Source organism: Streptomyces sp. NPDC087901 (assembly GCF_044742205.1).
Taxonomy (GTDB): Bacteria; Actinomycetota; Actinomycetes; order Streptomycetales; family Streptomycetaceae; genus Streptomyces.
Window position 1 is genome coordinate 155,950 of the sequence record NZ_JBIUUC010000012.1, and the last position, 13,666, is coordinate 169,615.

At 71.4% G+C, this 13,666-nt stretch carries 11 protein-coding genes; 4 read left to right on the plus strand and 7 right to left on the minus strand.

Features of this window, described 5'->3' with window-relative positions; translation table 11 throughout:
* The first annotated feature begins 19 nt into the window (after nt 1-19).
* Nucleotides 20-934, plus strand: coding sequence for a UTP--glucose-1-phosphate uridylyltransferase GalU (galU, locus tag ACIOEW_RS30495; protein WP_401967625.1), 915 nt, complete (start codon nt 20-22; stop codon nt 932-934).
* Between the two features lie 90 nt (nt 935-1,024).
* Here galU and ACIOEW_RS30500 read toward each other — a convergent pair whose 3' ends face one another.
* The 5 genes from ACIOEW_RS30500 to ACIOEW_RS30520 form a co-directional block, all read right to left on the minus strand.
* A complete protein-coding gene (locus ACIOEW_RS30500) occupies nt 1,025-3,154 on the minus strand; it encodes a 3-hydroxyacyl-CoA dehydrogenase NAD-binding domain-containing protein (RefSeq protein ID WP_401967626.1) in 2,130 nt (709 codons plus the stop codon).
* Complete coding sequence (locus ACIOEW_RS30505) at nt 3,151-4,371, minus strand: acetyl-CoA C-acyltransferase (protein ID WP_362548115.1); 1,221 nt, start codon at nt 4,369-4,371, stop codon at nt 3,151-3,153. Before ACIOEW_RS30505 ends, ACIOEW_RS30500 begins: the two co-directional genes overlap by 4 nt.
* 243 nt (nt 4,372-4,614) lie before the next feature.
* A complete protein-coding gene (locus ACIOEW_RS30510; protein ID WP_401967628.1) occupies nt 4,615-5,889 on the minus strand; it encodes an HRDC domain-containing protein in 1,275 nt (424 codons plus the stop codon).
* A 115-nt stretch (nt 5,890-6,004) separates the two neighbouring features.
* Nucleotides 6,005-6,667 (minus strand): response regulator transcription factor, encoded by a 663-nt coding sequence (locus ACIOEW_RS30515; protein ID WP_330829187.1) that lies wholly within the window; start codon nt 6,665-6,667, stop codon nt 6,005-6,007.
* Between the two features lie 261 nt (nt 6,668-6,928).
* On the minus strand, nt 6,929-7,588 hold the full coding sequence (locus tag ACIOEW_RS30520) for a DUF3000 domain-containing protein (protein WP_401967631.1): 660 nt from the start codon (nt 7,586-7,588) through the stop codon (nt 6,929-6,931).
* 92 nt (nt 7,589-7,680) lie between these two features.
* Between ACIOEW_RS30520 and hemE the strand changes: the two genes are divergently transcribed.
* Nucleotides 7,681-8,754, plus strand: a complete 1,074-nt coding sequence (hemE, locus tag ACIOEW_RS30525; protein WP_362548124.1) for a uroporphyrinogen decarboxylase — start codon at nt 7,681-7,683, stop codon at nt 8,752-8,754.
* Nucleotides 8,755-8,776: 22 nt separating this feature from the next.
* On the opposite strand, the gene ACIOEW_RS30530 is transcribed toward hemE, so the two are convergent.
* Both ACIOEW_RS30530 and ACIOEW_RS30535 read right to left on the minus strand, forming a co-directional pair.
* Nucleotides 8,777-10,159: an FAD-dependent oxidoreductase gene (locus ACIOEW_RS30530; protein WP_362548127.1), complete on the minus strand. Its 1,383-nt coding sequence runs from the start codon at nt 10,157-10,159 to the stop codon at nt 8,777-8,779.
* A gap of 84 nt (nt 10,160-10,243) precedes the next feature.
* On the minus strand, nt 10,244-11,206 hold the full coding sequence (locus ACIOEW_RS30535; RefSeq protein ID WP_362548130.1) for a DUF4349 domain-containing protein: 963 nt from the start codon (nt 11,204-11,206) through the stop codon (nt 10,244-10,246).
* Between the two features lie 127 nt (nt 11,207-11,333).
* On the opposite strand from ACIOEW_RS30535, the gene hemG reads away from it, so the two are divergent.
* Entirely contained in the window at nt 11,334-12,821 is a 1,488-nt protein-coding gene (gene hemG / locus ACIOEW_RS30540; protein ID WP_401967635.1) for a protoporphyrinogen oxidase, read from the plus strand.
* A gap of 4 nt (nt 12,822-12,825) precedes the next feature.
* Nucleotides 12,826-13,560: a hydrogen peroxide-dependent heme synthase gene (gene hemQ / locus ACIOEW_RS30545; RefSeq protein WP_362548136.1), complete on the plus strand. Its 735-nt coding sequence runs from the start codon at nt 12,826-12,828 to the stop codon at nt 13,558-13,560.
* The last annotated feature ends 106 nt before the right edge of the window (nt 13,561-13,666 follow it).

Consider the following 13,666-nt stretch of genomic DNA (forward strand, 5'->3'; position numbering starts at 1 on the left):
CTCCGGAGTGCACACCTTCATGTCTACGCACCACCGCCGCACCCGCAAGGCCGTCATCCCGGCCGCGGGTCTCGGCACCCGGTTCCTCCCCGCGACCAAGGCGACTCCCAAGGAGATGCTCCCGGTCGTGGACCGGCCCGCCATCGAGTACGTGGTGGCGGAGGCCGTTCGCAGCGGACTCGACGACGTGCTCATGGTCACAGGCCGTAACAAGCGGGCCCTGGAGGACCACTTCGACCGTGCCTACGAACTGGAGCACCTGCTGGAGCTGAAGGGCGACACCGGCAAGCTGCGCCAGGTCCGTGAGTCGAGCGAACTGGCCGACGTCCACTACGTGCGACAGGGTAACCCGCTCGGCCTGGGCCACGCCGTCCTCTGTGCCGAACCGCATGTCGGTGACGCCCCGTTCGCGGTGCTGCTCGGCGACGACCTCATCGACGAACGCGATCCGCTGCTCGCCCGGATGCTGGAGGTCCAGGAGCAGCGCGGCGGTAGCGTCGTGGCGCTCATGGAGGTCGAGGACGATCGGACGCACCTGTACGGATGCGCAGCCGTGGCCCCCTCGGACGACGAGGCGGGCGACGTCCTGGCCGTCACCGATCTCGTGGAGAAGCCCGAACCCGGCACCGCGCCCAGCAATCTCGCCGTGATCGGGCGCTACGTCCTCGCCCCGCAGATCTTCGACGTCCTGCGCAGGACCCCGCCGGGCCGCGGTGGTGAGATCCAGCTGACCGACGCTCTGCGCCAGTTGGCCCTCGACCCGGCTCTCGGTGGTCCCGTGCACGCGGTGGTCTTCGGCGGCCGCCGCTACGACACCGGGGATCGCGGCGACTATCTGCGTGCCGTCGTCCGGCTGGCCTGCGAGCGCGAGGACCTCGGCCCGGACTTCCGTGCCTGGCTGGGCGAGTTCGTGCAGGAAGAGGGCATCCGCTAGCAGGCTGCCCCGTGCCCTGGGGAGGCGGAATCAATGAGGGCCGTACGGGAGCGATCCCGTACGGCCCTCACCGCGTTCACCGTGACGGTGTTACGCCGGAACGCTCGCCACGCCCTGCGCCAGGAACTTCTTGCCGTTGACCCGCTCGGAGACGCCCTCGCGGTCCAGGTACGGCGTGATGCCGCCCAGGTGGAAGGGCCAGCCCGCGCCGGTGATCAGGCAGAGGTCGATGTCCTGGGCCTCGGCGACGACGCCCTCGTCCAGCATCAGACCGATCTCCTGCGCCACAGCGTCCAGGACGCGGTCGCGGACCTGCTCCTCGGACAGGACGGAGTCGCCCTGCTTCAGGAGTGCGGCGACCTCCGGGTCCAGCTCCGGCTTGCCGGAGTCGTAGACGTAGAAGCCACGCTTGCCGGCCTTGACGACCGCCGCCAGGTTCTCGGAGACGGTGAAGCGCTCCGGGAAGGCGCGGTTCAGGGTCTCGGAGACGTGCAGGCCGATCGCCGGGCCGACCAGCTCCAGGAGCACCAGCGGGGACATCGGCAGGCCGAGCGGCTCGATGGCCTTCTCCGCGACCTCGACCGGGGTGCCCTCGTCGATGACGTTCTGGATCTCGCCCATGAAGCGGGTGAGGATGCGGTTGACGACGAACGCCGGGGCGTCCTTCACCAGCACCGCGGTCTTCTTCAGCTTCCGCGCGACACCGAAGGCCGTGGCCAGCGAGGCGTCGTCGGTCTGCTCGCCGCGGACGATCTCCAGGAGCGGGAGGATCGCGACCGGGTTGAAGAAGTGGAAGCCGACGACCCGCTCGGGGTTCTTCAGCTTCGACGCCATCTCGGTGACCGAGAGGGACGAGGTGTTGGTGGCGAGGATCGCGTGCGCCGGGGCGACCGCCTCGACCTCGGCGAACACCTGCTGCTTGACGCCGATCTCCTCGAAGACGGCCTCGATGATGAAGTCGGCGTCGGAGAAGCCCTCCGCCTTGTCCAGCACACCGGAGACCAGGGCCTTCAGGCGGTTGGCCTTGTCCTGGTTGATGCGGCCCTTGCCGAGGAGCTTCTCGATCTCGGCGTGGACGTAGCCCACACCCTTGTCGACCCGTGCCTGGTCGATGTCGGTCAGGACGACCGGCACCTGCAGACGGCGGAGGAACAGCAGGGCGAGCTGCGAGGCCATCAGGCCCGCGCCCACCACGCCGACCTTGGTGACCGGGCGGGCCAGGGCCTTGTCCGGGGCGCCGGCCGGGCGCTTGGCGCGCTTCTGGACCAGGTTGAACGCGTAGATCCCGGAGCGCAGCTCCCCGCCCATGATCAGGTCCGCGAGGGCCTGGTCCTCACGGTCGAAGCCGGCGCCCAGGTCGCCGTCCTTCGCCGCGGCGATGATGTCCAGCGCGCGGTACGCGGCCGGGGCGGCGCCGTGCACCTTGGAGTCGGCGATGGCCTTGCCACGGGCGACGGCCTGGTCCCAGGCGTCACCGCGGTCGATCTCGGGGCGCTCCACCGCGAGCGTGCCGTTCAGCACGTTCGCGGTCCAGATCAGCGACTGCTCCAGGAAGTCGGCGCCCTCGAAGAGGGCGTCGGCGATCCCGAGCTCGAAGACCTGCTTGCCCTTGAGCTGGCGGTTCTGGTTCAGCGAGTTCTCGATGATCACCGAGACCGCGCGGTCGGCGCCGATCAGGTTGGGAAGCAGCGCGCAGCCGCCCCAGCCGGGAACCAGACCGAGGAAGACCTCGGGCAGCGAGAACGCCGGCAGCGCCTTGGAGACGGTGCGGTACGAGCAGTGCAGACCGACCTCGACACCGCCGCCCATCGCCGCGCCGTTGTAGTACGCGAACGTCGGGACCGCGAGACCGGACAGGCGGCGGAAGACGTCGTGGCCGCCCTTGCCGATGGCGAGCGCGTCCTTGTGCTCCTTCAGCAGCTCGACGCCCTTGAGGTCGGCGCCGACCGCGAAGATGAACGGCTTGCCGGTGATCCCGATACCGGTGACCGCACCCTCGGCGGCCTCCTTCTCGACCTGGTCGATCGCGGCGTTCAGGTTCGCCAGCGACTGCGGTCCGAAGGTGGTCGGCTTGGTGTGGTCCAGGCCGTTGTCCAGCGTGATGAGGGCGAAACGGCCCGCACCGGCCGGAAGGTCCAGGTGGCGTACGTGCGCCTGGGTGACGACCTCGCCGGGGAACAGCTCGGCCGCGCCCTTCAGAAGCTCAGTGGTGGAGCTCACTTGTTGCCTCCGTCGAAATTCGGGTTCTCCCAGATGACCGTGGCGCCCATGCCGAAGCCGACGCACATGGTCGTCAGGCCGTAGCGGACCTCCGGCTGCTCCTCGAACTGGCGGGCCAGCTGGGTCATCAGCCGGACACCGGAGGAGGCCAGCGGGTGGCCGTAGGCGATCGCGCCGCCGTACTGGTTGACGCGGGCGTCGTCGTCGGCGATGCCGTAGTGCTCCAGGAAGGCGAGCACCTGCACGGCGAACGCCTCGTTGATCTCGAAGAGACCGATGTCCGAGATGGACAGGCCGGCCTTCGACAGAGCCTTCTCCGTCGCCGGGATCGGGCCGTAGCCCATGACCTCCGGCTCGACGCCCGTGAAGGCGTAGGAGACGAGGCGCATCTTGACCGGGAGGCCCAGCTCGCGGGCGACGTCCTCGGCGGCGAGCAGCGAGGCGGTGGCGCCGTCGTTGAGACCCGCGGCGTTACCGGCCGTCACGCGGCCGTGGGCGCGGAACGGGGTCTTCAGACCGGCCAGGGACTCCATCGTGGTGCCCGGACGCATCGGCTCGTCGGCGGTGACCAGGCCCCAGCCCGTCTCGCCGGCCTCGGGGTTGGTCCGGCGCACGGAGACCGGCACCAGGTCCTGCTGGATCTTGCCGTTGGCGTACGCCTTGGCGGCCTTCTCCTGCGAACGCACCGCGTACTCGTCGGCGCGCTGCTTGGTGATCGTGGGGTACCGGTCGTGCAGGTTCTCCGCGGTCATGCCCATGAACAGGGCGGACTCGTCGACCAGCTTCTCCGACACGAAGCGCGGGTTCGGGTCCACGCCTTCGCCCATCGGGTGGCGGCCCATGTGCTCGACACCGCCGGCTACGACGACGTCGTACGCGCCGAAGGCGATGGAGCCGGCCGTCGAGGTGACGGCGGTCAGGGCGCCCGCACACATGCGGTCGATCGAGTAGCCGGGGACCGACTGCGGCAGCCCGGCCAGGATTCCGGCGGTGCGGCCGAGCGTGAGGCCCTGGTCGCCGATCTGCGTGGTCGCGGCGATGGCGACCTCGTCGATCTTCGCGGGGTCCAGGTCCGGGTTGCGGCGCAGCAGCTCCCGGATGGCCTTCACGACGAGATCGTCGGCGCGGGTCTCGTGGTAGATGCCCTTCGGGCCCGCTTTGCCGAACGGGGTGCGGACGCCGTCGACGAAGACGACGTCCCGGATGGTACGAGGCACGGTGGCTCTCCTCCAGGGTGCGGGATGGCACTGCTGCGGGGCACGCCCAGGAGCGCGCCGCCACCCTCATGCTACTTGCGGGTAACCAGACTGCCCAGTCCTTGTGGCGGGAGCGGCGAAGGTCACACCCGCGAAAAGGCCCGGACGGCCCCCGAATGGGGCCGTCCGGGCCGTGGGCGGAACGTGATGAGCGGCCGTGGGCCGCGCCAACCTGGCGTGAATACGCCCCTGGCCGATGCCCTCTCAGGCCTCCGAAGCGAGCGCGCGCAGCAGGATCGGGGCCACTTGGCCGATCTGCCAGTGCCGTGCCCCGTATCCGAGGAGCGCGTTCTCGACCGTGTCCGGCGTCAGGTTCTTCGGCGGTTCCCAGCACACCCGGCGGACGGTGTCGGGGGTGATGAGGTTCTCCTGCGGCATGTTCAGCCGCTCCGCGAGCTCGGACACGGCCGCGCGGGCGGCCGACAGCCGGGCTGCGGCGACCGGGTCCTTGTCCGCCCAGGCGCGCGGCGGCGGCGGTCCGGCCAGGGGTGCGCCGGGCTGTGGGAGCTCCGAGTCGGGCAGCTCCTTCGCCCGGTCCACGGCCGCCTGCCACTGCTCCAGCTGGCGCCGGCCCATGCGGTGGCCGAAGCCGGGCAGCGCGGTCAGTGCCTGGGCGTTGGGCGGAAGCGAGAGGGCGGCCTCCACGATCGCGGCGTCCCCGAGCACCTTGCCGGGTGAGATGTCGCGGCGCTGGGCGATCTGGTCACGCATGGTCCACAGTTCCCGGACCACCGCCATCTGCCGTCGCCGTCGGACCTTGTGCATGCCTGACGTGCGACGCCACGGGTCCTGGCGCGGGGGAGCGGGCGGCGCCGAGGCGATGGCGGAGAACTCCTCCTGCGCCCACTCCAGCTTGCCCTGCCGGTCGAGCTCGTCCTCCAGGGCGTCGCGCAGGTCGATCAGCAGCTCGACGTCGAGTGCCGCGTAGCGCAGCCAGGGCTCGGGGAGCGGACGCGTCGACCAGTCGACGGCCGAGTGGCCCTTCTCCAGGGAGTAGCCGAGCACGCTCTCGACCATCGCGCCGAGGCCGACCCGCGGGAATCCGGCCAGCCGTCCGGCCAGCTCGGTGTCGAAGAGCCCGGTCGGCGTCATCCCTATCTCGCGCAGACAGGGCAGGTCCTGGGTCGCCGCGTGCAGGATCCACTCGGTGCCGCGCAGCGCCTCGCCGAGACCGGACAGGTCCGGGCAGCCCACCGGGTCGACGAGCGCGCTGCCCGCGCCGTCACGGCGCAGCTGTACGAGATACGCGCGCTGCCCGTACCGGTAGCCGGAGGCGCGCTCGGCGTCCACGGCCACCGGGCCGGAGCCCGCGGCGAAGGCCGCGATCACCCTGGCCAGGGCGTCGTCGGAGGCCACCACCGGTGGGATGCCCTCGCGAGGTTCGAGCAAGGGGGTCGGCGCCGGGGCGACGTCGTCCGGGGGGGCGCCCCCGGTGGTTCGCAGTGAAGTGTCTGCTGCGGTCTCTTGGGCGTCGGTCACGTATCAAGGGTATCTGTGTATGTACGGCGCCCGTCGACGGAATGATCCGTCGACGGGCGCCGATGCATGTAATCCAGCCGGTTCCGCATCTCTGCACACCGGCGGGGGTGCGGAATCAGTGGATGATGCCCGTTCGCAGGGCGACGGCGACCATGCCTGCGCGGTCTCCGGTGCCGAGCTTGCGGGCGATTCGGGCGAGGTGGCTCTTGACGGTGAGGGCGGACAGCCCCATGGAGACGCCGATGGCCTTGTTGGACTGCCCTTCGGCGACGAGCCGCAGGACCTCCACCTCGCGGCCGGACAGTTCGCGGTAGCCGCCCGGGTGGCTCGGGGTGCCGGGGGGCCGGCGGTGCATACGGGCGGCGGTGGCGCCGATGGGTGCGACGCCGGGACGGGTGGGGTGGCCGATGTTGGTACGGGTGCCGGTGACGACATAGCCCTTGACGCCGCCCGCGAGGGCGTTGCGCACCGCGCCGATGTCATCGGCGGCGGAGAGGGCGAGGCCGTTCGGCCAGCCGGCGGCTCGGGTTTCGGACAACAGGGTCAGCCCGGAACCGTCGGGCAGGTGGACGTCGGCTACGCAGATGTCGCGCGGGTTGCCGACGCGGGGACGGGCCTCCGCGATGGACGACGCCTCGATGACGTCACGTACTCCGAGTGCCCACAGATGGCGGGTGACGGTGGAACGGACGCGCGGGTCGGCCACGACGACCATGGCCGTCGGCTTGTTAGGGCGGTAGGCGACCGGGCTTGCGGGCTGCTCTAGGAGAACGGACACCAGGCCTCCTGGGGAGTGGCGGGACGGGCCGGCTCGGGGATGAAGCCGGGGCGAACCGTGCTTGAAGGGTCACTGACTCCTTCGGCAGTAGACCCCTGCTCCTTTAGAGGAAGATCACGATTTCGTGAGTAACAATTCGGGCAAATAGGACGCGCGATCGATTGTACGAAAAGAGAGCCGGTAAATGCACGAGGTTCCGTGACGCAGCGTCACGGAACCCTGGGACCGACGGAGAGCGCGGGGAGCGCGGGGGAGTGCGCCTTACGAAACCTGTGGCCCGCGCCGCTGCGGCAGCGTCACCACCGCCGCGTCCACATGCTCCGACGGCGGCAGACCGGCGATCTGGCACAGCAGGTCGCCCCACGCCATCAGATGCGCCGCCGTGTCCGGCACACCACCGCGGCCCTCGCGCGGCGTCCATGACGCCCGGATCTCGATCTGCGTCGCCGGACGCCGTGTCGCCAGCGCACCGAAGTAGTGCGAACCTGCCCGGGTGACCGTGCCGCCCGCCTCCCCGTACGACAGGCCGCGCGCCTCCAGCGCGCCGGTCAGCCACGACCAGCACACCTCCGGCAGAAGTGGATCGGAGGCCATCTCCGGCTCCAGCTCGGCGCGCACCAGCGTCACCAGCCGGAAATTTCCCTGCCAGGCCTCGTGCCCGGCAGGGTCGTGGAGCAGGACGAGCCGCCCGTCGGCAAGATCGTCCTCGCCGTCGACGACGGCCGCCTCCAGTGCGTACGCGTACGGAGCCAGGCGTTTCGGCGGCCGCGTCGGCTCCACCTCGAGCTCGGGCCGGAGCCGCGCCGAGCGCAGTGTGTCCACCGCCGAACGGAACGCGGGCGGGACGGAGTCACCCTCCGCACTGTCCGTGCTGTCAGCACCATCGGATTGATCGGAGAAGTGTCCCTGCGCCGGAGCCATGCGGGGAAGAGTAGGCGGAACCGGAGCCGCGCGCGCGGAAGGACACCCGTGCAGGGCAGGGCTCCTTCCGCGTGCGTGCGAAGATTCTGTGCGTGAGCGCTATTGACCGCCCCTCGGGCCACCAGACGAAGACCTCCGCCACCCACGACTCGGCGTTCCTGAAGGCGTGCCGGCGCGAGCCCGTGCCGCACACGCCGGTCTGGTTCATGCGCCAGGCGGGGCGCTCGCTGCCCGAGTACCTGAAGGTGCGCGAAGGCATCCCGATGCTCGACTCCTGCATGATGCCGGAGCTCGTCGCCGAGATCACGATGCAGCCCGTGCGCCGCCACAAGGTCGACGCCGCCGTCTACTACAGCGACATCGTCGTCCCCCTCAAGGCGATCGGCATCGACCTCGACATCAAGCCCGGCGTCGGACCGGTGATCGCCGAGCCGATCCGCACCCGCGCCGACCTGGCCCGGCTGCGCGACCTCACCCCCGAGGACGTCTCGTACGTCACCGAGGCCATCGGTCTGCTCACCGCCGAGCTGGGGTCCACCCCGCTGATCGGTTTCGCGGGCGCCCCGTTCACTCTCGCGAGCTACCTCGTGGAGGGCGGCCCGTCCCGCAACCACGAGCACACCAAGGCTCTGATGTACGGCGACCCGGAGCTCTGGGCCGATCTGATCGACCGCCTCGCCGAGATCACCAGCGCCTTCCTCAAGGTCCAGATCGAGGCCGGCGCCTCCGCCGTGCAGCTCTTCGACTCCTGGGTGGGCGCGCTGGCACCCGCCGACTACCGCCGCTCGGTGCTGCCCGCCTCGGCGAAGGTGTTCGACGCCGTCGCGTCGTACGGGGTCCCGCGCATCCACTTCGGCGTCGGCACCGGCGAGCTGCTCGGCCTCATGGGCGAGGCCGGCGCGGACGTCGTCGGCGTCGACTGGCGGGTCCCGATGGACGAGGCCGCGCGCCGCGTCGGCCCCGGCAAGGCGCTCCAGGGCAACCTCGACCCCGCCGTGCTGTTCGCCCCGACCGCCGCGGTGGAGGCCAAGACCCAGGAGGTGCTGGACGCGGCCGCCGGTCTGGAGGGCCACATCTTCAACCTGGGCCACGGCGTGATGCCGAACATGGACCCGGACGCTCTGTCGCGGCTCGTCGAGTACGTGCACACCAGCACCGCCCGCTGAACGACGGGCAGGCGGGCGCCGCTCAGGCGGTTCCCGCCTTCCGCAGCACGGTCACCGTCTTGCGGGCCGCCACCAGGACGGGGTCCCAGACCGGTGAGAACGGCGGGGCGTACCCCAGGTCCAGGGACGTCATCTGCTCGACCGTCATCCCGGCCGTGAGAGCCACCGCTGCCACGTCCACCCGCTTCGCCGCCCCGTCACGGCCCACGATCTGCACGCCCAGCAGCCGCCCCGTGCGGTACTCCGCGAGCATCTTCACCGTCATCGGCTGCGCCCCCGGGTAGTAGCCCGCCCGGCCCGTCGACTCGATCGTCGCCGTGACGAAGCGCAGACCCACCGCGCGGGCGTCCTTCTCGCGCAGACCGGTCCTGGCGATCTCCAGGTCGCAGACCTTGCTCACCGCCGTACCGACCACGCCCGGGAACGTCCCGTAACCGCCGCCGACGTTGGCCCCGATGATCTGGCCGTGCTTGTTGGCGTGCGTGCCCAGCGCGATGTGGCGCGTGCGGCCCGCCACCAGGTCCAGCACCTCGACGCAGTCCCCGCCCGCCCAGATGTTGTCGTGGCCCACGACCCGCATCGACAGATCGGTGAGCAGCCCGCCGTGCGGGCCGAGCGGCAGCCCGACGGCGCGGGCCAGCGTGGTCTCCGGCTCGACGCCGATGCCGAGCACCACCACATCAGCCGGGTAGGACGCGTCCGCCGTCTCGACGGCGGCGACCCGGCCGTCCGGCCCGGTACGGATCGCGGTGACCGCGGCCCGGTTCACCGTGGTGATCCCGAGCCCGTCCATCGCGTCGTGGACGAGGCGCCCCATGTCCGGGTCGAGCGTCGCCATCGGCTGCTCGCCCCGGTTGAGCACGGTCACCTCGAAGCCGCGCTTCAGCATCGCCTCGGCCATCTCGACCCCGATGTAGCCCGCGCCGACGACGACCGCGCGCCGCCCCGTCGCCCGGTCCAGGGTGTCCAGCAGGGCCTGCCCGTCGTCCAGGGTCTGCACGCCGTGCACCCCGGCCGCGTCCATGCCGGGCAGCGCGGGCCGCACCGGACGGGCGCCCGTCGCGATCACCAGCTTGTCGAAACCGGTCCAGGAGGTCTCGCCCGAGTCCCGGTCCAGTGAGCGCACCCGCTGCCCCGCGACATCGATCTCCGTCACCTCGGTACGCATCCGCAGGTCGATGGCGCGGGCCCGGTGCTCCTCGGGGGTCCGTGCGATCAGGTCGTCCCGCTCCAGGACGTCGCCACCGACCCAGTAGGGGATGCCGCAGGCGGAGTACGAGGTGAAGTGGCCCCGCTCGAAGGCGGTGATGCTCAGCTCCTCCGGGCCCTTGAGCCGGCGTGCCTGGGACGCGGCGGACATGCCCGCCGCGTCACCGCCGATGACCACCAGTCGTTCCGCCGCCATGCCAGGTCCCTTCGACGCACAGTCCGAGGGGCCCACGCTACGGCGCCGGGGACAGCGGGGGTGCCGCGGCGCCCCCGCTGCCGCCTACTCGGCGGCCGGCGGCTGCTGCCCGGCCTTCCCGCCCCGGCGGCGCAGCAGCCGCCACAGGACCAGCAGGACGGCCGCAGCGGCCAGGAACGGGGCCGTGGCACCCACCGCCATCGCGAGCCACCGCAGCATCGTCAGAAAGGCGTGCCAGCCGCCGCTCAGCGCGTCCACGAACCCCGGATCGTCGTTGTCGTCCTCGGGAGCCGCCTCCGGCTCCGTCAGGTCGAGTGTGATCGTGGCCAGCGTCGTACGGTCCTTCAGCGAGGCCTGCTGGGCGAGCAGCGACTCCAGAGAGGCCTGACGGCTGCTCAGCTCGCCCTCCAGGGTCACCACGTCGACCAGCCTCTCGGCCTGGTCCATCAGCTTGCGTACCCGCGTCACGCTCGCCCGCTGCGTGGCGATCCGGCTCTCCACGTCGACGACCTGGTCGGTGACGTCCTTCGCGGTCGACGTACGGGAGAGCAGCTTCCCCGCCCCGGAGAGCTCGCGCAGCACAGCGTCGTACTCGCCCTGGGGCACGCGCAGGACGAGATGCGAGGAGTCGTGCGTGTCGTCCACCTGCTCGGTGGACTCGTTGGCGACCAGCCCGCCCGCGTTCTGCGCGACCGTACGGGCGGCGGCCGCCGCCCTGGACGCGCTCTTCACCTCCACGGACAGTGACGCGGTGCGGATGACGTGCGCGGCGGTCACCGGATTCGGCTTGCCCGGCGCCCCCGACTTCGCCGCGCCCTCCTTGGAGTCGGCTGCCGCCTCCCCGGCGGCGGCAGCCTTGTTCTGATCGCCGTTCTGTTCGCCGGCGGACAACGCGCGCTCGTCGGAGGCCGAGCCGGAGTCGCTGCTGTCCCCGGCCGCGCCGCAGCCGCTCAGCGCGAGGACTGCGGTGAGCAGCCCGGCGGCGAGCGCGGTGCGTGTGCGGCGGCGGGATCGTCTGTCGGTACGGGTGATGGGTGCTGCCTGCATAACTGTCCCCCCAGGACGGGTGATTGATGGCGCCGGTTCGACGTACGAGGTGGTGGTCCGGGTTTCGACAACCCGGTTTCGAAGCGGTCACGGTCAGGACTCGGATGAGGTTTGAGAGAGTGGGGGCATGCAGCGTTCAACACACCGCGCGGACAGGGTCCCCGGCCACGTCGTCGTCATCGGCGGCGGCATCGCCGGACTCGCGGCCGCCCACCGACTCCTCGGCACCGGGCTGAGGGTCACCCTCCTGGAGGCGACCGACCGGCTCGGCGGCAAGCTCATGACCGGTGAGGTCGCGGGCGTGCGGGTCGACCTCGGCGCCGAGTCGATGCTCGCCCGGCGGCCGGAGGCGGTCGGCCTGGCCCGTGCCGTCGGCCTCGGCGAACGGCTCCAGCCGCCCGCCACGGCCACCGCCTCGCTGTGGACGCGCGACGCTCTGCGCCCCATGCCCAAGGGCCATGTGATGGGCGTACCGGGCGACCCGTCGGTCCTCGGAGACGTGCTCTCGCCCGAGGGCCTCGCCCGTATCGCGCAGGAACGCGACCTGACCCCGACCGCCGTCGGCGACGACGTGGCCGTCGGCGCGTACGTGGCGGACCGGCTCGGCCGCGAGGTGGTCGACCGGCTGGTCGAGCCGCTCCTGGGCGGGGTGTACGCGGGTGACGCCTACCGGATCTCGATGCGCGCCGCCGTACCGCAGCTCTTCGAGGTCGCCCGGCAGGCGGGCTCCCTGCTCGACGGGGTCACCCGCATCCAGGAGCAGGCCGCCGCCCGGCAGCAGACCGGACCGGTCTTCCAGGGGATCGACGGAGGCCTCGGCACCCTGCCGGGCGCCGTGGCCGACGCCGTACGCGCCGGGGGAGGCGAGATCCTCACCGAGACCCCCGTGCTGGGCCTGACCCGAAGCGCCGACGGCTGGGACGTACGCACCGACGCCCGGGTGATCTCCGCCGACGGCATCGTCCTCGCCGCCCCCGCCTGGTCCGCCTCCACCCTGCTCGCCGCCGAGTCGCCGGCCGCCTCCGCCGAGCTCGCGGGCGTCGAGTACGCGTCGATGGCCCTGGTCACCATGGCCTTCCGCCGATCCGACGTGACGGGCTCCAAGGCCTTCGACGGCCGCTCCGGCTTTCTGGTGCCCCCGGTCGACGGCCACACCATCAAGGCCGCCACCTTCTCCACCCACAAGTGGCAGTGGGTCTCCGACGCGGCACCGGACCTGTTCGTCCTGCGGACCTCGGTGGGCCGCTACGGCGAGGAGGACCATCTGCACCGCGAGGACGGCGAACTCGTCGACGTGTCGCTGAGCGACCTCGCCGCGGCGACCGGACTGGCCGCGAAGCCGGTCGCCACCGAGGTCACCCGGTGGATCGGCGGACTGCCCCAGTACCCCGTGGGGCATCTCGGCCGCGTCGCCCGGATCCGCGAGGAGGTCGCCAAACTGCCCGCGCTGCGCGTCTGCGGCGCGGTCTACGACGGGGTCGGCATCCCCGCCTGCATCGCGAGCGCCCACCGCGCGGCGGACGAGATCGTCCGGGACATCGCAGGAGAGAACGGCGGAGAGATCATCGCCACCCCCACCCTGGTTCAGGGCACACGGAGCGAGGCGGGACAATAGCCGTATGAGTGCTCCCGAGACTGTGACATCAAGCAAGGGCCCCAACGCCGGCAAGAAGGCGAAGGACCTCAACGACGTCGTCCGCTACACGCTGTGGTCCGTCTTCAAGCTTCGCGACGTGCTGCCCGCGGACACGGACCGCGCGGCGTACTCCGGTGAGGTCCAGGAGCTGTTCGACCAGCTCGCGGCCAAGGACATCACCGTGCGTGGCACCTATGACGTCTCGGGGCTGCGCGCCGACGCCGACGTCATGATCTGGTGGCACGCCGAGACCTCGGACGCGCTGCAGGAGGCGTACAACCTCTTCCGGCGCACCCGGCTCGGCAAGAGCCTCGACCCGGTCTGGTCGAACATGGCGCTGCACCGCCCCGCCGAGTTCAACAAGTCGCACGTCCCGGCGTTCCTCGCGGACGAGACGCCGCGCGACTACATCAGCGTGTACCCCTTCGTGCGCTCCTACGACTGGTACCTGCTGCCCGACGAGGACCGTCGCCGCATGCTCGCCGACCACGGCAAGATGGCCCGCGGCTACCCGGACGTGCGCGCCAACACCGTCGCCTCCTTCTCCCTCGGCGACTACGAGTGGGTGCTGGCGTTCGAGGCCGACGAGCTGCACCGCATCGTCGACCTCATGCGCCACCTGCGGGCCTCCGAGGCGCGGATGCACGTCCGCGAAGAGGTCCCCTTCTTCACCGGCCGGCGCAAGTCGGTCGCAGACCTGGTGGCCGGGCTCGCGTAGCGAGCGGGTTCCGACCACCCCAACCCGGAAGATCAGACGGCGGAATCCGCGGCACCATGTGCCGGCTGCCGTTCCAGCGACACCGGGTTCGGCTCCCGGTGCGGCG

What these genes read in the sequence shown, in the direction of transcription:
- hemG (WP_401967635.1), top strand. Translation starts at nt 11,334, where the DNA reads ATGCAGCGTTCAACACACCGCGCGGACAGGGTCCCCGGCCACGTCGTC.
- hemQ (WP_362548136.1), top strand. Translation starts at nt 12,826, where the DNA reads ATGAGTGCTCCCGAGACTGTGACATCAAGCAAGGGCCCCAACGCCGGC.
- ACIOEW_RS30535 (WP_362548130.1), bottom strand. Translation starts at nt 11,206, where the DNA reads ATGCAGGCAGCACCCATCACCCGTACCGACAGACGATCCCGCCGCCGC.
- galU (WP_401967625.1), top strand. Translation starts at nt 20, where the DNA reads ATGTCTACGCACCACCGCCGCACCCGCAAGGCCGTCATCCCGGCCGCG.
- ACIOEW_RS30530 (WP_362548127.1), bottom strand. Translation starts at nt 10,159, where the DNA reads ATGGCGGCGGAACGACTGGTGGTCATCGGCGGTGACGCGGCGGGCATG.
- ACIOEW_RS30520 (WP_401967631.1), bottom strand. Translation starts at nt 7,588, where the DNA reads ATGGCTCCGGCGCAGGGACACTTCTCCGATCAATCCGATGGTGCTGAC.